Here is a 23897-nt window from a genome sequence, read left to right as displayed (position 1 = left end):
GCAGGTAACGGTCTAAATCTTCACTGACTGTGCGGGCCTCATCGCGAGCAAGCTCGCTCCCACAGGGGATTTGCGGTGGACTCAGGACCATTGTGGGAGCGAGCTTGCTCGCGATTGGCGGCCTCAAATTCAACCGACATTTCGATGCGACTGGGCAACCCCTCCATATCCCCCCGACTCTGCACCGCCCGGCTGCCAATCCAGTTGGCCCGCTGCACGGCTTCGGCAAAGCTGAGGTTTTCCAGCAGGGCGCTGATCATGCCGACGGCAAAGCCATCGCCGGCACCGACGGTGTCGACGACGATTTCCACCGGCACGCCCGCGACAAAACCCTGATCCAGATGCGTGCGGTAATAGGCACCGTGCGGTCCGAGCTTGATCGCCACCGCTTCCGCCCCTTGATCGAGGTAAAACGCCGCGATGTCGGCCGGGTCTTCAAAACCGGTGAGTAAACGACCTTCGCTTAAGCCTGGCAGCACCCAGTGGGCGAGGGCGGCGAGGCGGTTGATCTCGGTGATCATCTGCTGCTCGCTGGCCCACAGGCTCGGGCGCAGGTTCGGGTCGAAGGACACACTGCGCCCGGCGGCGCGCATGCGGGTCATCAATTCGAACGACATCTCCCGGGCACTGGCCGACAGCGCCGGAGGAATGCCGGTGGCGTGCAGGTGCCGAGCGTTTAACAGTCCGGCGGTGATCGATTGCACCGACAAGTGACTGGCCGCCGAACCGCGACGGAAATACTCGACCACCGGATCGCTGCCATCGTCGGTGCGGGATTTGAGCTGAAAACCGGTGGGGTGCGCCGGATCGATAGCTACATTGCGGCAATCGAGGCCTTCTTTCTCCAGCGTTTCGATCACGAAGCGACCCAGGGAATCCGCCCCGACCCGGCTCAGCCAGGCCACGTTGAAACCCAGTCGCGACAAGCCGATGGCTACGTTGCTGTCGGCGCCGGCAATACGTTTGTGAAACTGCCCGACCGCAGCCAGATCACCGCTCTGCTCGGCGACGAACATCGCCATGGTTTCGCCGAACGACAGAATATCGATCTCAGACATGCGTGCTCTCCAACCGTGATTGACCGAGGCGGGCGAGGGTGGCGACGTGTTCGGTGGTCAGTTGCACCAGGTCGTCGCCCTGCAACGGGTACTCCGCCGCCCGCATTACGCCTTGGGCCATGTGCCGCAGCAGTTGTTCCCACAAATGCAGGTCGCTGGCACTGGGCGGCATCGCCACCAGTTTGCCGTCGGCCCGACGCGCCACAGCCTTGCAATGCACATAACCGACATGCCGACCTAGCAAACGCGCGGCGCTGGCAGCGGACTGGTCCTGCCATTGCCAATTGCCGATGTCGAAGGTCATCTTGATCGGCAGGTTGTGTTGCTCGACTTCAGTGAAGAACCGCTGGAACGGTTCGATGTGCCCACCGTGCAAGGTCTGATCGTTCTCCACCAGCAGTTGCACCGGGCTCTGGCTCAACGGCCGAGCCAAGGTGTCGAGGTCATTGTTGTCGGTGAAGTAACCGAGGGAGACTTTCAGCCACTTGGCGCCAAAGCTTTGCGCGCGTTGCAGGGCCACCGCCAATTCAGGATTAGGCTTGGATTGACCGGCGAGCCACAGTTCCATGGGCGAGGAGTACACGCTTTCCAGCCCGCGAGCCTGGGTGGCATCGGCCAGTTGCGCCGGTTCTTCGTGGGTCAGCAACTCTTCGCGCCATTCAATCCGCGTCGCGCCGGCGGCGGCCAACAGGTCGATGAAACTGCCCTGGCCGCGCTGGCGCACCAGATCGGCGCCGTAGCTCGACAGGCTGATGGAAACGGGTGGTTTATTCATTGTTGTTTACCTCTGAAACCGGTTTCATTTTTGTTCAAAAAAAAGGGTTTTATTCAAGTGGGCGGTGTTTTCAAGGACGCCTTCGCGAGCAAGCCCGCTCCCACAGGGGATTTGTATACGCCGCCGATCCAATGTGGGAGCGGGCTTGCTCGCGAAGAGGGCCGCACAATCACCGCAAATCCCCTTGTGTAGACCCACGCACCACCAACCGCGCCGCAAAATCCACGGTCCGCACCGCCCCGACATCCCCACGCAAGCGCTTGAGCAAACACTCAAACGCACTCGCGCCAATCTCCGCTGTCGGCTGGGCGAGGGCGGTGATCCCGCTGCCCACCAACGGATACCAATCCAGATCATCCAGGGCAATCAACCCCACATCCCCGAACAACCGGCAGCCCAGCTCACGCAACGCATGGGTACTGGCCAGCGCCGCAATCCCGTTGGCACAGAACAACGCTTTCGGCCCCGGACCGAGTGTATCGAGGAAGGTTTTCAAACGTGAAGTCAGGTCGCTGCCGGTTTCGACGACAGCCCCTTGCAGCGCCGAACGCTGCTCGATCTGCGCCTTGAAACTGCTGACCCGCTCAATCCGCGAACTGGTGCCGTCGAACGGTTCAGTCACCAGCAACACATCGCGGTAACCGCGTTCTTCTAGATGGGCGAGGGCCATTTCAACGGCGGCCGGATTATCCAGGCCCACCAGGTCGCTCTCGAGCTGGTCGACCTTGCGGTCCACCAACACCAGCGGCATTTCCCGATGCAGTTCGCGCAGTTCATCGCGGTGATGGCCCAGGGTGTTCACGATCAGACCTTCGATGTTGTACGAGCGCAGCAACGCCAGGTGCTGGCGTTCCTGCTCGTCATCGCGATCGGTGTTGCACACCACCAGGCTGTAGCCGTGGCGACGGCACGCGGTTTCCACGCCATGCATCACGGCAATCGAATAAGGGTTGCGGATATCGGCCACCAGCATGCCGATCAGGCGGGTTCGCCCGCGTTTAAGGCCACGGGCCATCTGGTTCGGGCGGTAGCCCAACTCGCTGATGGCCTGCTCGATGCGCTGGGCGATGGCATCGGAGAGCAGGGCGCGGTCGTCACCGATAAAGCGCGACACGCTGGCCTTGGACACGCCGGCGTGTTCGGCGACATCGAGCATGGTGACGCGGCTGCGCTGGGCGGCGGAGAAATCGTTCACGGTGGTGGACCTTATTTTTCTATACCTTCGAAACAAGCTTATGAAACCGGTTTCAGTGAGCGCCAAAAGTTACTTGTTCGTCAAGCCCTGTTACATCAGTCGTTCATACAAAACTGCGATAAAACCGACAAACGGTCCATAAACCTGTCAGATATGACAGTAGAAAAGGCCGTTTTTTCGGCTTTTAATTTACTTCATCAGAAACCTGAAACCGTACTCAATATATTCAAGAGGAGGCAAATATGTCGTTTTCGGACAGTAACGAAAACTCTGAAGGTATTTTGCTTGCCGACCCCCCTACAGTAGATGGTGTGCCTGAGAGCGATCCCGACGGAAAACTTCCAGCGGAAGTGCTTTTGAATGGCGGGCAGGCAAGAATTAAAAGGTGGCCTATATATGCCGATGAACTTGGCGAAACAGATGAGTTAACCGTCTACTGGCGACGGAATGGCATAACAACCACGATCTTCCAAGAGCGGAAAAATGGGCCGATTACCGATACTGAGTTTCTGATTCCAATCGATGTCATTTTGCTCCAGGACGATGGTGTTGCATATCTTTGGTATAGAGTGCGTGCTATACCGGGGAACCCGCTTTTATCGGTAGAAAAAAAGCTGACTATTGATCACAGTGTTATTCCATTGCCCAGCCTATTGCAGGCGCGTTTCCCCGATGCAACACTTTGGGGATATTTGAACTGTGAAACTAAGCGGCCAATCTGGTTCGGTGTTTATCTAAATATCCCTTTTCAAAGTTTGCAGGGCGGCGATGAGTGTGTTTACTTCAGTCGAGGCTACACCTCATTGAATGGTGGTGAAGAATATTTAATTGAAGGCACTCAAGGCGAGTTCACTTATATATTGACTGATGCGGATGCAAGAAATGCGGACGGATTCGAACCCACGCCTATCCCCTTCATTCCGTATGTACGGCCAATGATTGATAACGATTCCATGGGGGTGTCCTATAAAATCCGGAGAAGAGGAGTATTTATTGGTGAAGCCCCGCAAGCGATTGTAAAGATTGATCGTATGCAGTCAGGAGTGCCGTGCGGACCTTCCTGATAGTTGAGGTTGGCAACTGCTGTAGCTGAAAATGTGCCGTAGTTATCGGCATGGTATTTGTTTGCAAGGCAAACAATATTAAAGTTTTATTAATGTAATGGTGATGGAGAATTGTAATGAACGCAAAGCAAGAAGTGGCAGAAATTGATAGAGAGTTACATCGGAGTCAGTCTAGTGGCGTTACGGCCGGTCCCCCGCCGCGAATCCCCGATATAATTAGCGCTACCGACAGACGAGTGTATGTCAGCAAACTCGGGGCCGGTGCTCGCTTACAAGCTATTCTTCCTATCTGGCCAATCCAGGACGAGAATGATCGGGTCTCTATCCATATTAAAAGGACTGGCACCGCGGCTTCAAACTGGAAGGAAGTTTTCTTTTTCTTTGCCGGTCCAGTAGCCTCGCGGCCTCCCGAATATACATCTTCCTATATCCCGGCCGACGAACTGGTCGAAGACAATCCGCCGGCGACCCCAACCAGTTGGGATGTTGAATATCGGGCTAGACCTGCCGTTGGTAACTTCTGGAGATCAGATACAACGACCGTCATTATCGACCGTAGAGCTCCGTATCAGGCAGCTCCGGGAGGGCCAAAAGCACGGCCGCCACAGGCAACGTTGCCTACCTTATCGGCTGGCAATCTTATTGACGATGCTTTCATTGGCCGCAACCCGGGTGGCATGGTGGTGACTGTTCCAATGACCTACCAGAATCCGTTACCTGCCGATCATCTCAGGTTCTATATCAGCAGGACTTACTCGCTCACCAACCCTGAGCGTCCGCTTTGGGAAGGGCCTATTGGTACCGGGACCTTTACGGTTCCAGTTGTAAACGTAAGAGCGATCAGTGCGGATGCTGTATATGCCTATTACATAATTAATGATGAGCCCGGTAACGTAAGCGCACTCTCAGCCGCACAGGGGTTGGGCGTCAGGTTTGCGCCGCTTCCCGTACTCGAACCTCCCATTATCCCTTTGGCACGAGATGCAACTGATCAATTAATCGATATCAAAGATTGCCGCGAACCGGGCGGCGTTACGATTGAACTGAAAAGGGTAGATGAAATTCTGTCTACCGATGAAGTCAGGTTTATGTGGAATGCTGAAAATTTGGGTGATTTTCCATTCCTTGCTCATGACCCGCTGATCACGCCGGTGCCCTTTGATAAAATTTTTGCAGATTACTATAAGGATGGTCCTGATACGGAAACTGATGTCCCTGTGAAGGTGGAATGCATTTTATTTCGTGGTAATAATGAAATTAGCCGTTCAAGCAGAGATATTTTTTCAAATATTTACTATCCAGGACCGGTGAACCCGGTAGACCCGGCGCCCGTCAACAACGAACTGAATGCACCACACATCACCAGCACCGCAGTGGATGACATCTTGGAGCCGGTAGACTATAACAAGGAAGCAACGGTAACCATTACTCTCTGGACGGATGTTGATAAGCCTGTTAAAGCAGGGCAACAGATATTTGCCGAGTATGCAGGTCAACGATTCGGCCCTGTATTTTTAACTGATGGCCAAACGACGGTAGATATCCCACTGCCTTGGGTGTTGATTAATAATGCTGGATTTGGACCGGGTATAGCACTTCAGTATTTTGTTTCCGACATTGGAGGTGTTAACGAAAACCCGTCACCGATTCAACCGGTAACAAACAATGCAATAGTCATTGAGCTCGAGCCGCCATCGATCGAGCGGGAATTCCCAGACGATAACGTAATACTGTGCAGTGATCTAACAGCGCCAAACTTTGGAGCAGTAGTCAAAATCCCGGGTGACACCACGCACCTGTTACTTGGGCGCAAAGTTACACTCCGTGCCCAAGGGTATAGAGATGAGGCTATGAGTGTTACTTCACCCGGTACGGCATATACGTCAACACCGCATGAAATTATCGGAACTGAACCTGCCGATGGTTTTGAAATGGTGCTTCAACCCTATGATCCGTTTATCAGGAATATTCCCGTACCGCCTCCAGCTGAAATTCCTGAGCCACCAGGCGATTACCACGGGTACTGGAAAGTTTGGTATGAGGTCGATATCAATGGCACGCTTTATCCGTCTGATGAGTTCATCAGTTCCATCTACCTAGTCAATGCACGCGGTGAGTATTGCGAAGAGGCATAGTTTAATTGGGATGTGTTTGCCACGGCAACGAGTTGACGACGTTGTCGTGGCGTACTCACGCACGTGTCGGGCGATTTTTCCTACTAATCAAAACACCAAATTCCACCGAAGTGGCAGATTTTTCCTACATTCGGTCCTCATTGCAATCGATAGGCTAGCCGCCCTCTGGTGAGACCTTTCCTAGGGAGTTCGTCAAGCCGGCCCATTTCAAAAATCGACAGTTGCGGTGATTTAACATGTGGAAAAACAGGCTCCCCTTATTGCAGTTAACGAAGGACACCAAATGGCGGTATCCGTCATTTGCCGTCCTTTTTTTGGTGTTGCCCCAAGCACAAGCCCGATTTCTAAATCCAGGTGAAACTGAAAGCATTTCACCTTCGCCGACTGTAGAAAGCTGGCAGATTTCTCCCGACGCAACGCTAACGGTCAATGGGGCGCAGACGCTGGACATTACAATCGAGGGTGGCACGCTGAATGTAAATGGTGGCCAGACCCGGCAAATTGAGGCGGCCAACGGTGGCACAGTTAACCTTGACGGTGCGACAGTCACCGGCACGGAGGGATTCACGACGTTGACGCTGGCTAATAGCAACGCGAATATTTCAAATAGCACCGTTTCAGGACTCCAGTTTGGCTTGCAGGCAGTGCGTTTCACCTCGACCGAAACAGGTTCACTGGTAACGCTCTTGGACAGTACCGTCCAAGGGACCTCCGGGGGGGCTGTGGTGACTGCCTTTAGCACGCTGAACTTAAGCAATACGACGATCGAAGGCACAGGTGCTTCAAGTTTTGGACTTGGTTTGTTGGGCGGCCAGGCGAATGCAAGTGCAGGGTCAAAAATCATCGGCGGCCTTAACGGCGTGACGTTCCAGCCTGATGGCGACAACGAGCAGGTCAGCAAACTGGTTCTGGACAACTCGAGCGTTGAAGGAAAAACCGGATCGGCAATCATTGCCGACCTGGAAAACAATCCATTGGGCCCGCTGATTATCGAGGCGCGCAACGGTTCGACCCTCAAAGGCGGCAACGGTACGATTCTGGAGGTGGCCGGGGGGGCTGCGGTGAACTTCACCGTGGATAACAGCTCGCTGCAGGGCAACGTGGATGTCGAGTCCGGCAGTCCTACAAACGTGTTATTGCGCAATAACGCATCACTGACAGGTGACTTGCTCAACGTCGCCGATCTGAGGCTCGACAATCAAAGTGCATTCAACGGGAACTTCAAAGGTGACCCCGCAGGGAGCGCGCGCGTGGTACTCGACAATGGATCGGTGTTCACCGGAGGCGTGGAAAACGTCACTGACTTTGCTATCAATCATTCGACGTGGGTGATGACTGGCAGTAACACAGTGAACAACCTTACCTTGGCGGGAGGCACGGTAGACCTTGCGCCTGGGCCCACTTTCTACAAACTTGACGTCGTCAACTTGTCGGGCAATGGCACCTTTTCCATGGCTACCGATTTTGGCAGCCGTCAGACCGACTTCTTGAATGTCACGGGAACAGCCACCGGCACCCATGAATTGTCGGTCAGCGCTACCGGGAGCAAGCCGGCTGACGATCAACCGATCCAGGTCGTAAAAGTCGCCAGCGGCGATGCTCGATTTTCGTTACGCAATGCCGTTGATGCGGGTGCATTCACCTACAAGCTGTTCGAAGACGATAATGGTTGGTTTCTGCGACCAGATGCTCAGGTCAGCACCAGTACTCAATCGGTTCTGGCCATCGCCAATACCGCGCCAACCATCATTTACGCCGAAAACACCTTGCTCAACACACGTATGGGGGACCGTCGCCTGACCGGCGCAAAACCAGGGTTGTGGACTCGAACTTACGGCAATCGATATAGCGTCGAGAATGCATATGGCGATGGTTACAGTCAGACCCAGCAGGGGCTAGTCATCGGGGCCGATACAGCGTTGGGAGACAGTGACTGGTTGGTCGGCGGAATGGTCGGCTACAGCAAAACCAGCCTGGACTTGAAGCGTGGCAGTTCAGGTACGGTCGATAGTTATTCTGTAGGCGCATACGCTACAAAATTTGACGCTCAAAGCGGTTTTTACGTGGATGCCGTTACTAAAATCAATCGCTTCGACAATGATCTCAAAGTCAGCATGAGTGATGGCGTTCGTACTCGAGGCGGCTACGATAACTATGGCCTGAGCGGGTCACTCGAAATCGGTAAGCAAAGCGAGTTCGGCAATGGATTCTTTTGGGCTCCCTTTGCCCAAGTGAGCGCCGCCGTTGTGTCGGGCGATCACTACACGCTGGACAATGGTCTTGATGTGGACAGTGAGTTGACTCGTTCACTGGTAGCGAAGGGTGGGTTGTATGCGGGCAGAGAGATCGACCTGGGTAACGGTCAGAAATTACAACCTCGCCTGCGCGTCGCTGTTGGCCATGAGTTCATAAAAAACAACGAAGTTAGCGTCAACGATAGCAATTTTAATAACGACAGCTCGACGACCAGTGTGGAATGGGCGGGAGGCGTCAATTGGGCGTTGCCGCGAGGAGTTCAACTGTTCGTCGAGGGTGGGTCGAGCCGAAGTAAAACAGTTAATCAAGACTACAATGTCAGTGCTGGCTTCAGTGTTAACTTCTAGTTGATTGACTCGCGCCGCAATATAAAAAAGGAAGCTTACGCTTCCTTTTTTATGAGCCGTTACTCCATGGAAGCTTGATCAAGGTTGGTTTACTACTGCGCTACAAGATCGAATTCAGCATTAACGTCATGAAACTTCGGATCGACCAGTCCGTCCGTGACCTTTGCACTGATTTCGCCTTTGATGGTCTGGTTGGCGGAGTTGAATGAAATGGAAATCATCGCTAATGTTGCCGAGTACTCTGATGGCGGGTCTTCTTCCGTGTTGGCGTAAATGATCTTGAAGTCATCCGTCACTTTGTGAGGCGCATCCTCAACAGGGTCTTTGAAGAAGATGATTCGAATCGACTTGATATGATTGCTCTGACTGTCTCGGTAACGCGCCTCAATGGTCCAGCGCGGAGGTTCACCTTCCTGGGGGTAATCGATCCGGGAGAAAGTCGCATTAAAATGGATCGGTATGTTTCTGTCGATCGATGCGCTGAAGGAGTTATTGATCACGGATTTCCGTGCTTGAGAAAAGTCTAGTTTCTGTGCTGCGCTCATGAATAGAATCTCCACAATGAATATCGCAAGAGGAACGGTGGCCCCAGAGTTCTCTCCGAGCTATGGGTAGTCCATCAAATCGCGATTCAAGGAGGCTGTAAACTGTCATAGTTTACAGTTTACAGGCCTATATATTTGTGAAACTTGCTTTGTGTTCAGAGCGTCGTTTAATAGCAATAATTTATATGAAATAAGCGTTTTATCGAAATCATACGATCACGCTGAGCCAGGCAGATCCCAGCAGCAATAAAGCTAGACAGCGATTGAGGCGACGAAGGGCTTTGGGTGACTCAAGAAGCCGAATTGAACCACTGCCCAAGCCTGCCCATAGTCCGAGGCAAGGAATGGAAACCAAGAAAAACAATATCGATAAGAACAGCGTATGGATCATCTGTTGATCCCCTCTCACGGCAAACACACTCACCACCGCCAGTGCCATTGTCCATGTTTTGGGATTGATCAATTGCAGGCAGGCAGCGCCCCATAAACCCAAGCGCGGATCATTGCTGGCTTGGGTGTCGAACTCAAAGGCCTTGGCAGGTGCCTGATAGATTTTCCAGGCCAGGTAGCTCAACCAAACCACGCCTCCCCATTGCAGGAAACTACGCAGCAAAGGAAATCGATTGAACGTATCTCCGAGTCCACATCCCACCAGCAAAATGAGGGTCGCCGCACCGGCGCACGCACCAAAAACAATCGGCAACGCAGCCCTGAATCCATAACGAGCGCTATTGCTGAGCACCAGAATATTGGTCGGCCCCGGCGTAATGGACGCGACAAACGCAAACAACAAAAACGGTAACAGGGTGGGGAAGGTGGACAACATGACCTTTGGCTCCAGTGAATGATCGATGGCTTCGATCTTCACAAGCCGAGGGTCACGCGTCTGGAAGATTTGAGCAGCGCTTGCGGTACATCGCTGGCGTCAACCCATAAGCCCGGACAAACCAGCGCCCCAGGTGACTCTGATCGGCGAATCCCAACTCCATGGCCACCGCAGCGGGTTGCGCGCCGCTGGCAAGCAGGCGCCGGGCCTTGGACAGGCGCAGTTGCACCAGATAGGCATGGGGCGCCAGACCATAGGCGGCTTTGAACGCACGGGTCAGACGGAAGCGATCGACGCCAGTCGCGGCGGCCAGTTGGTCGAGGCCGATGTCGAAGTGCGCGTTGGCGTGCAGATATTCCCGGGCCTTTTGCGCCACCAGCGGCAGGCGCGGGTCTTCGCGGTAGCGGGTGCGCCAGTGCAAATGGCTGGTGAGGCGTTCGAGCAAGCCGTCGAGGGCGGTCTGGCGCACGATCTTCAGTTCGCCACTGTGCAAGGTCTGGAACGCCAGGCTGGTGGCCTGGGCCAGTTGCGGGTCGCTGGTCAGGGTGTTGGCGAAACTCAGTTGGCTGTTGAGCGGGGCGTCCTCGAACAGCGTCGCCAATTCCCGTTCCAGCCATTGCGGGTCGAGGTACAGCATGCGGTAGGTGAAGCCATCCTCGGTGGGCGCTTCGCCGTCGTGGATATCGCCGGGCTCCAGCAGGAACACTTTGCCCGGCGTGCTTTGATGCCGGGCTCGGCGGCAGTTGAATTGCTGCACGCCTTGCTCGGTGACGCCCACCAGATAGCTGTCGTGCCAGTGCGGGTCGTAGGCGTGGCCCTCGAAATGCGCGCGCAGGGTTTCGATGCCGGTGTCGGCGTCCTGGGCCAGGTCGATCCAGTTATGCGGGCTCATGCTGCACCTGTGAGACGGATTGCCGACTTATTTAACGCCTGTGACGCGGTGGCTGCCTAGAACGTTTGTGCAGCGTTTAACTGAACAGTCCGGCGGCGATGTTGATCGAAAACCCGAGAATTGCCGTGTTGAACAAGAAACCGATCAGCGACTGCGCCAGCACAATCTTGCGAATGCCCCGGGTGGCCACGCCGACATCCGCCGTTTGCACCGCTACGCCGATGGTGAACGAGAAGTACAGGAAGTCCCAATAGTTAGGCGTTGTCAGGCCTTCGGCGAAGCGAAGCGCCGGCTCCTTGCCATCCCAGGTGTAAAACAAGCGCGCGTAGTGCACGCAGAAAATCACCCCGATCAGCAGCCATGAGCCGATCACCGTTGCCGCCGTAAAGGCGTAATGCAGCAGCTTGCGCGAGGTTTCCAGGTCTTTACTGCCGGCGAGTTCGAAAGTGATGGTCGCGAGGCTGGCCAGCGCGGCGATGCACACCACAAACAGCACCAACCCGGCGTTTTCGTCTTCGACCTCGGCAATGCGCTTTACGTCCGGGGCCTTGGCCCGGGCCGCGAGCCAGAACATCAGGATCAGGTAAGTCCAGACCCCGGCGTTCCAGCCGATGAGGATTTTGCTGATGATCGAATCGGCCGGAGCCAGAATGCCCACCGCGATGCCGAGCGTGGCAGCGGCAGACAGGCGAGGGTGGGTGCGGGCGAGGAGGGGCATGAGAACTCACAGAAGCAGGATTGCACCCACCATAGCTCAGGTGACGGGGCTTTTGTAGGAGCTGCCGAAGGCTGCGATCTTTTGATTTGGACTTTGATTTTCAAGATCAAGATCAAAAGATCGCAGCCTTCGGCAGCTCCTACAGGGGAATGGGTTCACATTCCCGGGAGTGTTGGGTCAGGTGTCTTTGTGGCGCTTGCGCACCAGTTTCATCACCACCACAAAAAACACCGGCACAAACAGTACCGCCAGGGTCGCGGTGATCATCCCGCCAATCACGCCGGTGCCGATCGCCTGTTGGCTGGCCGAACTGGCGCCAGTCGCAATCGCCAACGGCACTACGCCGAGGATGAACGCCAGCGACGTCATGACAATCGGCCGCAACCGCAGACGCGCGGCTTGCAGGGTGGCGTCGATCAGGTCGTGGCCTTCGTCGTACAGACTCTTGGCGAATTCGATGATCAGGATCGCGTTCTTCGCTGACAAACCGATGATGGTGATCAACCCGACCTTGAAGAACACGTCGTTGGGCATTCCGCGTAGCGTAACGGCCAGTACCGCGCCCAATACGCCGAGCGGCACCACCAGCAGCACCGACGTCGGAATCGACCAGCTCTCATACAACGCCGCCAGGCACAGGAACACGATCAGCAGCGATAAACCGAGCAGAATCGGCGCCTGACTGCCGGACAAACGCTCCTGCAACGACAACCCGGTCCATTCCTGGCCCAATCCCGCCGGGCCTTGCGCCACCAAACGTTCAATTTCCGCCATGGCTTCGCCGGTGCTGTGCCCCGGTTTGGGTTCACCGGAAATACTGATGGCCGGATAGCCGTTATAGCGGGTCAACTGCGCCGGGCCCTGAGTCCATTTGGCCTGGACAAAAGCCGACAGCGGCACCATGTTCCCGGCGTTGTTGCGCACGTGAATCTTCAGCAGATCTTCGACCTGACTGCGCTGGTCGCCTTCAGCCTGAACGACGACGCGCTGCATCCGCCCCTGATTGGGGAAATCGTTGATGTAGGCCGAACCGACCGCCGTGGACAACACGCTACCGACATCGGCAAACGAAACCCCCAGTGCGTTGGCCTGTTTACGGTCGACTTCCAGTTGCACCTGCGGCGCTTCGGCCAGGGCGCTTTCGCGTACGTTCATCAGGATCGGACTTTTCTCGGCCGCCGCCAGCAACTGCGTGCGGGCCTCCATCAACGTGGCATGGCCGAGGCCGCCGCGATCCTGCAAGCGGAATTCGAAACCGCTGGAGGTGCCGAGGCCGTCAACCGGCGGCGGCAACACGGCAAACACCATCGCATCCTTGATCTGGCTCAGGGCGATGTTGGCGCGGTCGGCAATCGACATCGCCGAATCGTCGCTGCTGCGCTCGGACCAATCCTTCAGCGTGGTAAACGCCAACGCTGCGTTCTGCCCGCTGCCGGAGAAGCTGAAGCCGAGAATCACCGTGCTGTCGCCGACGCCGGGTTCCTTGGCGTTATGTTTTTCGATCTGCTCGACCACTTGCACCGTGCGGTTCTTGCTCGCACCCGGTGGCAGTTGAATGTCGGTGATGGTGTAACCCTGGTCTTCCACCGGCAGGAACGAGGAGGGCAAGCGGCTGAAACACAGGCCCAGCCCGATCAGCAGCACACCGTAGATCAGCAGGTAACGCCCGGTGCGTTTCAGCGCATAGGCGACCCAGCCTTGGTAACGCACGGTCAGTTGTTCGAAACGGCGGTTAAACCAGCCGAAGAAACCAGCCTTTTCGTGATGCTCGCCTTTGGCGATCGGCTTGAGCAATGTGGCGCAAAGTGCCGGGGTCAAGGTCAGGGCGAGAAACGCCGAGAACAGGATCGAGGTGGCCATCGACAGCGAGAACTGCTTGTAGATGACCCCGACCGAACCCTGCATGAACGCCATCGGAATAAACACCGCCACCAGCACCAGGGTGATGCCGATGATTGCGCCGGTGATCTGCTTCATTGCCTTGCGCGTGGCTTCCTTGGGCGACAGGCCCTCGGTGACCATGATCCGCTCGACGTTCTCCACCACCACAATCGCGTCGTCCACCAGAATGCCGATGGCCAGCACCATGCCGAACATGGTCAGCACGTTGATCGAAAAACCCAGCGCGAGCATGGTCGCAAAGGTACCCATCAGCGCCACCGGCACCACCAGCGTCGGGATTAGCGTATAGCGGATGTTTTGCAGGAACAGGAACATCACCGCAAACACCAGCAACATCGCCTCGCCGAGGGTGTAGACCACTTTGGTGATCGAGACCTTCACGAACGGCGAAGTGTCGTATGGGATCTTGTATTCCACGTTAGCCGGGAAGTAGCGCGCCAGTTCATCCATCTTCGCCCGCACGGCGGTGGCGGTGCTCAGGGCGTTGGCCCCCGGCGACAGTTGCACGCCGACGGCGGTGGACGGCTTGCCGTTCAAGCGCGTGCCGAACTGGTATTCCTGACTGCCGATCTCGACCCGTGCCACGTCTTTGATGCGCACCGTGGAACCGTCGGGGTTGGCCTTGAGCACGATATCGGCGAATTCTTCCGGCGTCGACAACTGGCCCTTCACCACGATGGTCGCAGTGATTTCCTGGGTGCTGCGGGTTGGCAAGTCGCCGATGCTGCCGGCGGACACTTGGGCGTTCTGCGCGACGATGGCGGCGTTGACATCGGCGGGTGTGAGGTTGAAGCCGATCAGCTTGCGCGGGTCGATCCAGATCCGCATGGCCCGCTCGGCGCCGTACAGTTGCGCTTTGCCAACGCCGTCCAGACGCTTGATTTCGTTCATCACGTTGCGCGCCAGGTAATCGCTGAGCGCCACGTCGTCGAGCTTGCCGTCACTGGAGGTCAGGGTGATCAGCAGCAGGAAACCGGAGGAGACTTTCTCCACCGACAACCCTTGCTGGTTCACCGCTTGGGGCAGGCGTGACTCGATGACTTTGAGGCGGTTTTGCACGTCCACCTGAGCCAATTCCGGGTTGGTGCCCGGTTGAAACGTGGCCTTGATCGTGGCGCTGCCAAGGCTGCTCTGGGATTCGAAATACAGCAGGTGATCGGCGCCGTTGAGCTCTTCCTCGATCAGGCTGACCACACTTTCGTCGATGGTTTGCGCCGAGGCGCCCGGGTACGTCGCATTGATTTCGATCTGCGGCGGCGCGACGTCGGGGTACTGCGCCACCGGTAACTGTGGAATGGCCAGGGCACCGGCCAGCAGGATGAACAACGCGACCACCCAGGCAAACACCGGGCGGTCGATAAAGAACTGCGGCATATAAAAGCGTCCTGCTTACTGACCAGAAACCTGGGCAAGTGGAAGAGGGGTATCGTCGATCTGGACTTTTTCGCCGGGCTTCGCGTGTTGCAGGCCTTCGGTGACGATGCGGTCGCCGGGTTTGAGGCCGCTGGTGACGATCCAGCGATCGTTCTGCACCGCGCCCAGTTGCACCGGTTGCTGGCCGATCCGCTGCTCGGCGTCGAGCAGCAGCACTTGGGCGACCCCGGCGCTGTCACGCTGAATCGCCCGTTGCGGCACGCTGATGCCTTGCTGGTCGACGGCTTGTTCAATGCGTACCCGCACAAAGCTGCCGGGCAGCAAGTCGAGGTCCGGGTTGGGGAATTCGCTGCGCAGGATGATCTGGCCGGTGCCCGGATCGACCGTGATGTCGGTGAACAACAGTTTGCCCGGCAGCGGATACAGGCTGCCGTCATCCTGAATCAACGTGGCTTTGGCCTGGCCTTGGCCGACCTGCTGCAATTGCCCGGAGCGAAACGCCCGACGCAGGTCGTTGAGTTCCCGGGTCGACTGGGTCAGGTCGGCGTGGATCGGGTTCAGTTGCTGGATCAACGCCAACGGGGTGGTTTCGTTCTGCCCGACCAGCGCACCTTCGGTGACAAGGGCACGACCGACGCGCCCGGAAATCGGCGCAGTCACCGTGGCGTAACCCAGGTTCAGCTTGGCCCGGGCCACGGCGGCTTTATTGGCGGCCACATCAGCGGCGGTTTGGCGGGCATTGGCCCGGGCATTGTCGTAGTCCTGGCCGCTGATGGCGTTGCCTTCGATCAACTGCGAATAACGCTGCTCTTGCAGTTTGGCCTGGAACGCATTGGCCTCGGCCTTGCGCAACGCGGCTTCGGCACTGTCGAGGTCGGCCTTGAATGGCGCCGGGTCGATGCGGAACAGCACGTCGCCCTGTTTCACGTCGCTGCCTTCGCGGAAAGTGCGTTGCAACACCACGCCGGCCACCCGGGCGCGGACTTCGGCAATCCGTGGCGCGGCGATGCGCCCGCTCAGTTCGCTGGAGATCGACAGCGGCCGCGCTTCGATGGTTTCGACCCGCACTGTGGCCAGCGGCGCCGCTTCTTCGGCGGTCGAGGACTTGTCACAAGCGCTCAGTGTCAACGCCAGTGCAAGCAGGCTGAGCGTGGCAAGCAGATTCTTTGACATGTAAATACCCCAATAATGACCCCGGCATCCTACGGGGAGGCGACGAGAGTAGCGGTGAAGCTTTGTAGGTGCTGTGTGAAATTGTGTAAGGGTTTTACTCTTAGACGTACGAGGGCGTATATCCTTTGCCGCCTGATTACTTTTGCGACTGCCAGGCTGCCTTCGCGAGCAAGCCCGCTCCCACATTTGAAATGCATTCCCCTGTGGGAGCGGGCTTGCTCGCGAAAGCGGTCGACCAAACGCCACCGCACTTTCTGGAAACACCCCATGCCCAACATCCTCCTGGTCGAAGACGACACCGCGCTCTCCGAACTGATCGCCAGCTATCTGGAACGCAACGGCTATTGCGTCAGCGTGATCAGTCGCGGCGATCATGTGCGCGAACGCGCGCGTGTCAATCCGCCGGACCTGGTAATCCTCGACCTGATGCTGCCGGGGCTCGACGGCCTGCAAGTCTGTCGCTTGCTCAGGGCCGACTCGGCCACGCTGCCGATCCTGATGCTCACCGCCCGGGACGACAGCCACGACCAGGTGTTGGGCCTGGAAATGGGCGCCGACGACTACGTGACCAAACCCTGCGAGCCCCGCGTTCTGCTGGCTCGGGTACGCACGTTGTTGCGCCGTAGCAGCCTCGGCGAACCGCAGACCGCCAACGATCGCATCCTGATGGGCAACCTCTGTATCGACCTGTCCGAGCGAACCGTGACCTGGCGCGAGCAATTGGTGGAACTGTCCAGCGGCGAATACAACCTGCTGGTGGTGCTGGCCCGGCATGCCGGGGAAGTGCTGAGCCGCGACCAGATCCTGCAACGCCTGCGCGGCATCGAGTTCAACGGCACCGACCGCTCGGTGGACGTGGCGATTTCCAAGCTGCGACGCAAGTTCGACGACCACGCCGGCGAGGCGCGCAAGATCAAGACAGTGTGGGGCAAGGGTTACCTGTTCAGCCGCTCCGAGTGGGAATGTTGAGCCGATGTTCAGACTCCTCTTTCGCCTGTACCTGGTGACGATCGTCTCGTACAGCGCGGCGATCTACCTGGTGCCGGACGTGGTGATCAAGCTGTTCCATGAACGCTTTGTCACCTACAACCTCGATTATTCCCGTGGCTTGCAAACCCTGATCGTCAAACAGTTTCACGGCGTGCCAGAGGCGCAGTGGCCGGCGTTGGCGGCGGAAATGGACAAGGAATTCCAGCCGCTGCACATCGTGCTGTCCGGCAACAATGACGCCGAGTTCACCCTCGATGAGCGTGAACGATTGCAGCGCGGTGAGAATGTCGTGCGCATCGGCGATTGGGGCTGGCGCACCCTGGCGGTGGCACCGTTGAACGAGCGGACGGTGGTGCAAATGGTGGTGCCGCCGGACCCGATGGACGTCAATCTGTTGTACTGGAGCATCAACGTGCTGATCGGCGCGACCATGCTCGCGTGCCTCTTGTTGTGGCTGCGACCGCACTGGCGCGATCTCGAACGCCTCAAAGGCACGGCCGAGCGCTTCGGTAAGGGCCACTTGAGCGAACGCACGCAGATCTCCCAAAGCTCAAACATCGGCAGCTTGGCCAACGTCTTCGACACCATGGCCGGCGACATCGAAAACCTGCTGAACCAGCAACGGGACTTGCTCAACGCCGTGTCCCACGAACTGCGTACGCCGCTGACCCGCCTGGATTTCGGCCTGGCCCTGGCGCTGTCCGATGACATGCCGGCGCCGAGCCGCGAACGCCTGCAAGGTTTGGTGGCGCACATTCGTGAGCTGGATGAATTGGTGCTGGAATTGCTGTCCTACAGCCGTTTGCAGAATCCGGCGCGGTTGCCGGAACGGGTTGAAGTGTCGCTGGATGAGTTCATCGACAGCATTCTGGGCAGTGTTGATGAAGAACTGGAATCGCCGGAAATCGTGATTGATGTGCTGTTGCATGGTCAGCTAGAGCGCTTCACCCTCGACCCGCGTTTGACAGCGCGCGCGTTGCAGAACCTGCTGCGCAATGCGATGCGCTACTGCGAGAAACGCATTCAGATTGGCGTGCAGGTGTGCCAGAAAGGTTGTGAGATCTGGGTGGATGATGACGGGATCGGTATTCCGGATGACGAGCGGGAGCGGATATTCGAGCCGTTTTATCGGCTGGATCGGAGTCGGGATCGCGCGACTGGTGGATTCGGGTTAGGGCTGGCCATCAGCCGCCGCGCCCTGGAAGCGCAGGGTGGGACGTTGACGGTTGAAGCATCGCCGTTGGGTGGGGCGCGGTTCCGACTATGGTTGCCGACACCGGGGTGAAGCATGGCGCTCTGTAGCAGCATGCGTTCGGCTTGTAGCAGCTGCCGAGGTACGAGGCTGCGTTCGGCTGCGAAGCAGTCGTAAAATCAGACGACGCGGTGTTTCAGGAACACCGTGCATTCAGGTTTGACGACTGCTGCGCAGCCGAACGCAGCCTCGTACCTCGGCAGCTGCTACAGACCGAACGCAGGCTCGGCAGCTGCTACAGGCCGGACGCAGGCTCGGCAGTTGCTACAGATCGTGTGATGTCAGGCGAGTATCGCCGCGGATTGAATCAACCCAACCCCGGCCACCTGCATCCGCTCAGTCGCCGCCGCCAACGAGCCATCCAGATCAATCGCCCGGCAAGCATCCAGCACCACGAACGCGTTAAACCCCGACGTCCGCGCATCCAGCGCGGTAAACATCACGCAGAAATCCAGCGCCAGTCCGACTACGTAAACGGTGTCGATCCCCCGTTCCTTCAAGTACCCGGCCAAACCGGTTGCAGTGGTGCGATCAGCCTCCAGAAACGCCGAATAACTGTCGATATCCGGATTGCAGCCCTTGCGAATGATCAGTTGCGCATGAGGCAAATCCAGATCGGTGTGCAACTCGGCCCCATGGGTGCCGCGCACACAATGCTCCGGCCACAGCGTTTGCTCGCCGTAGGGCAGTTGAATCACATCGTAGGGTTTGCGATCTGGGTGGCTGGACGCAAACGAGGCATGCCCCGACGGGTGCCAGTCCTGGGCGATCACCACTTGGGTGAATTGAGCGCCGAGGCGATTGATCAAGGGCACGATCAGGTCGCCTTCGGGCACCGCCAGTTGGCCGCCGGGGATGAAGTCGTTTTGCACGTCGATCACCAGCAAGGCCGTGCGTGAAGGGTGGAGCGCGGGATGTGGCATGGTGGGTTTCCTCCTTGGAAGTCAGGTGCCTAGCATAGTCGTCATGCGCTCAGTCGGCCTCTCAACACCTTGGCCATGTCCTCAAGATCCGCCATGGAGCTATGGCCGATCAGCATCCAGGCGTGTTCCGTGTCAGCCCAATACACGACATTCATGTTGTGCCGACGCTCCTGGGCAAACGGCCGGCTGCCTTTGTTGGAACGGGTGACGCACAATGCCATCGGGCCGTGAGTCGGGTCGAGGTAGGTAATCTGCGCGATGGGCACGCCGTCGTACTCGAGGATTTGCGCACGCTTGAGCTCCAGGCGCGGCAAGGCCAGTTTTGCCGGCGCTAGATTCAGACCCAAACGGCTGTCGATGGTGCGCAATTGCGCGCGTTGGGCGGGCTCGTCGCTGGGCAAATGTTCCAGGGTTTGCGGCACGTAGAGCGACATATAGTCCGCCACCAGCCCGCGCCAGTTGTTTTTCTGCTGGCTCAACTGCCAGCCAAGAAACAGCCGATCCGCCACCACACTGCTGAGCACCAGACCCGCGGCGGCCGCCAGGAACCAGCGCCGGTTCAGGGCCGGACGGGCAGGGCTGGGCAAGGTGTCGAGCATGGCTTGCAGGCGCTCCAACGGCGCTTGCTGACCCAGTTCGTCGTAGGCGTCCTTGAACGGCAGGTTGCTGCGGGCCAGCCATTGCAGGCGCAGGCTGAGCGTCGGGTCTTCCTGGATGGCGGCGGCGATGCGGGTGCGCTGCTCGGTGTCGAGCTGGTCGTCGAGGTAGGCCACCAACTGTTCATCCGACGGTATTGTCGGTCGTGAGTGGTCGTTCATCGACGTTCTCCCGTGGTTGGGTTCGGTACGGCATGCAGGGGCGGGTACTCCGCGAGTTTCAAGCGGGCGGTGGCCAGTCGGCTCATGACCGTGCCGATGGGCACTTGCAGCACATCGGCCACTTCGCGGTAGGACAAGCCCTCTACATAGGCCAGGTACACCGTTTCACGCTGGGTTTCGGGCAAGGCATCGACCCGGCGGATCACCTGCGCGGCAAACACATGGGTTTGCGCCGCGTGTTCACCGTCGAACGACAGCGCCTCATCGGCGTTCACCAGACCCTGGCCCAGACGCACGCGCCGGGCGCGTACTTCATTGAGCCAGATCGAGTGCAAGATGCTCAGCAGCCAGCGGTCCATGCGGGTGCCAGGCTCATATTGCCCGGCTCGCTCCAATGCGCGCACGCAAGTGGCTTGCACCAGGTCTTCGGCCACATGCCGTTGTCGGGACAGCAGCAAGCCGTAGCGCCATAACCGCGCCAGATGCTGGCCCAACTCTGCTCGTACTGCCTGATCGCTGGCGATAGCGACCTCCGTCCGTTCGGTGTCAGGTTTTCGATGAATCGTTGATGGCTTCGGCCAGGTCCTGGTATTCCTCGCAGGTGCTGCCGCAGATCGATTTGATGTGCTGCAACTGTTCCTGGGCCAGATCCAGTCGACCTTTGATCACATACGCCTCGCCGAGGTATTCGCGCACTTGCGCATACTGCGGGTCGAGTTTGACCGATTGCAGGTAATAGCCGATGCCTTCGTCGGTGCGGCCCAGTTTACGCGTGGCGTAGCCGCGATAGTTGAGGGCTTTGGCGGTGTTTGGATCTTTAAGCGTATCGAGCAGGGCCAGGGCTTCTTCGTAACGACCGTCCTTGGCCAGGCGATAGGCGTAGTCAGTGCGGTCGGCGTCCGGCACCAGGCTGCTGGTTTGCAGCACGCACTTGTTCGACTTGCTGTCGAACACCTGACCTTTGGGGCAATTGGGCTTGGCTGGCGCGTCATCGTCACCGTTGGCAAACGCCATCGTGCTCGATAACGCCGCGACCAGCAGCAGCGGGGCGGTGAACACAGCGAAACGGATTTGCATTTTGCGAAACTCCATTCACAGAGAAAACAGCATTCAAGGGCAGGTATCCATAGAACACCCGGCCCCGGTGTTTTATTCGCTTCAGTTGATATCGCGCCCGGGCAACATCCGGCGCAACGTACCGTCACGCAGGCCGTAATGATGGACCAGCGCCATCACTGCGTGCAGCCCGGCCAGAAGGATGATGGCCCACGCCACGTTTTCATGCAGGCCGCCAAATACCGACTTCATGCTTTTATCGAAGGTCATCAACATTGGGACATCAAACAACCCGAAGAAGTTGAACGGTTCGGCCTGGGCCCAGCGAAACAGGAAACCCAGCACGATCTGGCTCAACAGCAGCAGCAAGTACAACGCCAGATGCGCGGTTTTCGCTGCAATGTTCATCACGCCCTGATTGGCCGGGGGCAAACGCCGGCCACGGGACAGGCGCCAGAGCAATCGGCCGATGACAATCACCGCCAGCAGGATGCCGCAGGAAATGTGCACCGACTGCAAACCCTTGCGCAGCGGCGTGCCTTTGGCCAGTTGCTCCCAGATTTGTGCACTGGCGAACATGAAAATCACCAGCGCGGCAGTCAGCCAGTGCAGGCTCATGGTCAAGCGGTCGTAACGTGTCGGCGAATCGACGTTCAGGCGGTTCATGGGCAATCCTCATGGGCGATGGCAAGTGAACACCGTTGTGTGAACAATTATTCATTTCTTTCTTGAGATCTTTGCAGGGGAAGTTCAAGTCCATTCGCTATGCTCGCAAGCATCGCTGTCAATCGGGAGAACTGCCATGAGAGAACACATTCACCCTGCTGCTGCCGATGGCTACAAAACCGGGGCTGACACCTATGTGCGCGGCCGCCCGGACTATCCGCCGCAAGTGGCGGACTGGCTGACTGGCACGTTAGGCCTCAATGACGACAAAACCGTGATTGACCTCGGTGCCGGCACCGGCAAATTCACCGGGCGCCTGGTGGCCACCGGGGCGCAGGTGATTGCTGTCGAGCCGGTGCCGGAAATGCTCGACAAGTTATCCGCAGCTTATCCTGACGTGCTCGCTGTCAGCGGTACTGCCACCGATTTGCCGCTGCCGGATGCCTCGGTGGACGTGGTGGTCTGCGCCCAGGCCTTCCACTGGTTCGCCAGCCCCGAAGCCCTCAGCGAAATCGCCCGGGTGCTCAAGCCGGGCGGCAAGTTGGGCCTGGTATGGAACCTGCGCGATACCCGGGTGAGTTGGGTGCCGAAACTCGACGCGATCGTCAACGCCCTGGAAGGTGATACCCCGCGCTACTACACCGGCGCCTGGCGCCTGGCTTTTCCGCACAAGGCGTTTGGGCCGTTGCAGGCGCAGCATTTCGGGCATGGGCATACGGGCTCGCCGGAGGATGTGATTTTCAATCGGGTGCGGTCCACCAGTTTTATTGCGGCGTTGCCCAAGGCGCAGCGGGATGCGGTGGATGCGCAGATGAAGGCGTTGATTGAAAGTGAGCCGGAGTTACGGGGTAAGGATGTGATTACTGTGCCTTATGTGACGGCGGCCTTTGTGGCGGTGAAAGGGGGTTAGATCGGCGGCGCGGCCATTCGCGAGCAAGCCCGCTCCCACATTTGGAATGCATCCCCTGTGGGAGCGGGCTTGCTCGCGAAGGGGCCAGACCAGGCAACACAAAACCAACAGCCAGTCCCGCATTTGGCCGAACCACTGCCTTACTCCCACCCGCGATGCCTTGTTATAGTTCGGGCCTCATTTTCTGCCCGGTCAAGGATCACTGCCATGTCTCAGTACACCGCGTTCACCGTCGAACTTGCCGACAACATCGCCCATGTGCAGATCAACCGCCCGGAAAAGATCAACTCGATGAATGCCGCGTTCTGGAGCGAGATCATCGAGATTTTCCAATGGATCGACGACACCGACGCAGTGCGGGTGGTGGTCCTCAGTGGCGCCGGCAAACACTTTTCCTCCGGCATCGACCTGATGATGCTGGCCGGCGTGGCCAATGAACTGGGCAAGGACGTCGGCCGCAATGCGCGCCTGCTGCGGCGTAAGATCCTCGCCCTGCAAGCCTCGTTCAATGCCGTCGATAACTGCCGCAAACCCGTGCTCGCGGCGATTCAGGGTTATTGCCTGGGCGGCGCCATCGACCTGATCGCAGCCTGCGACATGCGCTATGCCGCCGAAGACGCACAATTCTCGATCAAGGAAATCGACATCGGCATGGCCGCCGACGTCGGCACACTGCAACGCTTGCCGCGGATCATCGGTGACGGCATGCTGCGTGAACTGGCTTACACTGGTCGCAACTTTGGGGCCGAGGAAGCGCGCGGCATGGGCCTGGTCAATCGGGTCTACAGCGACCGCGACAGCCTGCTCGATGGCGTGATGGGCATTGCCCGCGAGATCGCCGGCAAGTCGCCGATCGCTATCAGCGGCACCAAAGAGATGATCAGCTACATGCGCGACCATCGCATCGACGACGGCCTCGAATACGTCGCCACCTGGAACGCCGCCATGCTGCAATCCACCGATCTGCGCGTGGCCATGGCCGCCCATATGAGCAAACAGAAACCCGAATTTCTGGACTGATT

At 58.0% G+C, this 23897-nt stretch carries 20 protein-coding genes and 1 pseudogene; 7 read left to right on the top strand and 14 right to left on the bottom strand.

What is annotated here, in order from left to right; translation table 11 throughout:
* Positions 1 to 12: 12 nt before the first annotated feature.
* From HB680_RS21480 to HB680_RS21470, 3 genes and pseudogenes are all read right to left on the bottom strand, one after another.
* A pseudogene (locus HB680_RS21480) lies at positions 13 to 1058 on the bottom strand (sugar kinase).
* Positions 1051 to 1833: a TIM barrel protein gene (locus HB680_RS21475; protein ID WP_213940503.1), complete on the bottom strand. Its 783-nt coding sequence runs from the start codon at positions 1831 to 1833 to the stop codon at positions 1051 to 1053. Before HB680_RS21475 ends, HB680_RS21480 begins: the two are co-directional and overlap by 8 nt.
* A gap of 169 nt (positions 1834 to 2002) precedes the next feature.
* Positions 2003 to 3028: a LacI family DNA-binding transcriptional regulator gene (locus HB680_RS21470; RefSeq protein ID WP_346657414.1), complete on the bottom strand. Its 1026-nt coding sequence runs from the start codon at positions 3026 to 3028 to the stop codon at positions 2003 to 2005.
* Between the two features lie 242 nt (positions 3029 to 3270).
* On the opposite strand from HB680_RS21470, the gene HB680_RS21465 reads away from it, so the two are divergent.
* The 3 genes from HB680_RS21465 to HB680_RS21455 all read left to right on the top strand — a co-directional run bounded on the left by HB680_RS21465 (position 3271) and on the right by HB680_RS21455 (position 8830).
* Positions 3271 to 4092, top strand: coding sequence for a hypothetical protein (locus tag HB680_RS21465; RefSeq protein ID WP_213940501.1), 822 nt, complete (start codon positions 3271 to 3273; stop codon positions 4090 to 4092).
* Between the two features lie 116 nt (positions 4093 to 4208).
* Entirely contained in the window at positions 4209 to 6227 is a 2019-nt protein-coding gene (locus HB680_RS21460) for a hypothetical protein (RefSeq protein ID WP_213940500.1), read from the top strand.
* Positions 6228 to 6463: 236 nt separating this feature from the next.
* Complete coding sequence (locus tag HB680_RS21455; RefSeq protein ID WP_213940499.1) at positions 6464 to 8830, top strand: autotransporter outer membrane beta-barrel domain-containing protein; 2367 nt, start codon at positions 6464 to 6466, stop codon at positions 8828 to 8830.
* A 92-nt stretch (positions 8831 to 8922) separates the two neighbouring features.
* Here HB680_RS21455 and HB680_RS21450 read toward each other — a convergent pair whose 3' ends face one another.
* From HB680_RS21450 to HB680_RS21425, 6 genes are all read right to left on the bottom strand, one after another.
* The gene (locus HB680_RS21450; RefSeq protein WP_213940498.1) at positions 8923 to 9375 is read right to left on the bottom strand and encodes a hypothetical protein; all 453 of its coding nucleotides are present in this window, start codon (positions 9373 to 9375) and stop codon (positions 8923 to 8925) included.
* A gap of 208 nt (positions 9376 to 9583) precedes the next feature.
* On the bottom strand, positions 9584 to 10201 hold the full coding sequence (locus HB680_RS21445) for a LysE family translocator (protein WP_213940594.1): 618 nt from the start codon (positions 10199 to 10201) through the stop codon (positions 9584 to 9586).
* Between the two features lie 52 nt (positions 10202 to 10253).
* Positions 10254 to 11093, bottom strand: coding sequence for an AraC family transcriptional regulator (locus HB680_RS21440; RefSeq protein ID WP_213940497.1), 840 nt, complete (start codon positions 11091 to 11093; stop codon positions 10254 to 10256).
* A gap of 76 nt (positions 11094 to 11169) precedes the next feature.
* Positions 11170 to 11811 carry a DUF1345 domain-containing protein gene (locus tag HB680_RS21435; RefSeq protein ID WP_213940496.1) on the bottom strand — a complete coding sequence of 214 codons (642 nt, stop codon included), beginning with the start codon at positions 11809 to 11811 and terminating at the stop codon, positions 11170 to 11172.
* 177 nt (positions 11812 to 11988) lie between these two features.
* Positions 11989 to 15087 (bottom strand): efflux RND transporter permease subunit, encoded by a 3099-nt coding sequence (locus HB680_RS21430; protein WP_213940495.1) that lies wholly within the window; start codon positions 15085 to 15087, stop codon positions 11989 to 11991.
* 15 nt (positions 15088 to 15102) lie between these two features.
* Positions 15103 to 16260 (bottom strand): efflux RND transporter periplasmic adaptor subunit, encoded by a 1158-nt coding sequence (locus tag HB680_RS21425; RefSeq protein WP_213940494.1) that lies wholly within the window; start codon positions 16258 to 16260, stop codon positions 15103 to 15105.
* 267 nt (positions 16261 to 16527) lie between these two features.
* Here HB680_RS21425 and HB680_RS21420 point away from each other — a divergent pair, with 267 nt between their 5' ends.
* Both HB680_RS21420 and HB680_RS21415 read left to right on the top strand, forming a co-directional pair.
* Positions 16528 to 17229, top strand: a complete 702-nt coding sequence (locus tag HB680_RS21420) for a response regulator transcription factor (RefSeq protein ID WP_149661758.1) — start codon at positions 16528 to 16530, stop codon at positions 17227 to 17229.
* Between the two features lie 4 nt (positions 17230 to 17233).
* On the top strand, positions 17234 to 18535 hold the full coding sequence (locus HB680_RS21415; protein ID WP_213940493.1) for an ATP-binding protein: 1302 nt from the start codon (positions 17234 to 17236) through the stop codon (positions 18533 to 18535).
* Between the two features lie 248 nt (positions 18536 to 18783).
* Here the strand turns inward: HB680_RS21415 and pncA are convergent, their stop codons facing one another.
* From pncA to HB680_RS21390, 5 genes are all read right to left on the bottom strand, one after another.
* Complete coding sequence (gene pncA, locus HB680_RS21410; protein WP_213940492.1) at positions 18784 to 19425, bottom strand: bifunctional nicotinamidase/pyrazinamidase; 642 nt, start codon at positions 19423 to 19425, stop codon at positions 18784 to 18786.
* Between the two features lie 41 nt (positions 19426 to 19466).
* Positions 19467 to 20243, bottom strand: a complete 777-nt coding sequence (locus HB680_RS21405; RefSeq protein WP_213940491.1) for a transcriptional regulator — start codon at positions 20241 to 20243, stop codon at positions 19467 to 19469.
* Complete coding sequence (locus tag HB680_RS21400; RefSeq protein ID WP_213940490.1) at positions 20240 to 20737, bottom strand: sigma-70 family RNA polymerase sigma factor; 498 nt, start codon at positions 20735 to 20737, stop codon at positions 20240 to 20242. The genes HB680_RS21405 and HB680_RS21400 overlap by 4 nt, the downstream gene beginning before the upstream one ends.
* Positions 20738 to 20789: 52 nt before the next feature.
* On the bottom strand, positions 20790 to 21320 hold the full coding sequence (locus tag HB680_RS21395; RefSeq protein ID WP_213940489.1) for a tetratricopeptide repeat protein: 531 nt from the start codon (positions 21318 to 21320) through the stop codon (positions 20790 to 20792).
* An 81-nt stretch (positions 21321 to 21401) separates the two neighbouring features.
* Complete coding sequence (locus tag HB680_RS21390; RefSeq protein WP_213940488.1) at positions 21402 to 21965, bottom strand: cytochrome b; 564 nt, start codon at positions 21963 to 21965, stop codon at positions 21402 to 21404.
* Positions 21966 to 22101: 136 nt separating this feature from the next.
* On the opposite strand from HB680_RS21390, the gene HB680_RS21385 reads away from it, so the two are divergent.
* On the top strand, positions 22102 to 22875 hold the full coding sequence (locus HB680_RS21385) for a class I SAM-dependent methyltransferase (RefSeq protein WP_213940487.1): 774 nt from the start codon (positions 22102 to 22104) through the stop codon (positions 22873 to 22875).
* A gap of 207 nt (positions 22876 to 23082) precedes the next feature.
* Positions 23083 to 23895 carry a crotonase/enoyl-CoA hydratase family protein gene (locus HB680_RS21380; RefSeq protein ID WP_213940486.1) on the top strand — a complete coding sequence of 271 codons (813 nt, stop codon included), beginning with the start codon at positions 23083 to 23085 and terminating at the stop codon, positions 23893 to 23895.
* The last annotated feature ends 2 nt before the right edge of the window (positions 23896 to 23897 follow it).

The organism is Pseudomonas sp. dw_612 (assembly GCF_018449725.1).
Taxonomy (GTDB): Bacteria; Pseudomonadota; Gammaproteobacteria; order Pseudomonadales; family Pseudomonadaceae; genus Aquipseudomonas.
This window is presented reverse-complemented; position numbering and strand designations above follow the sequence as displayed.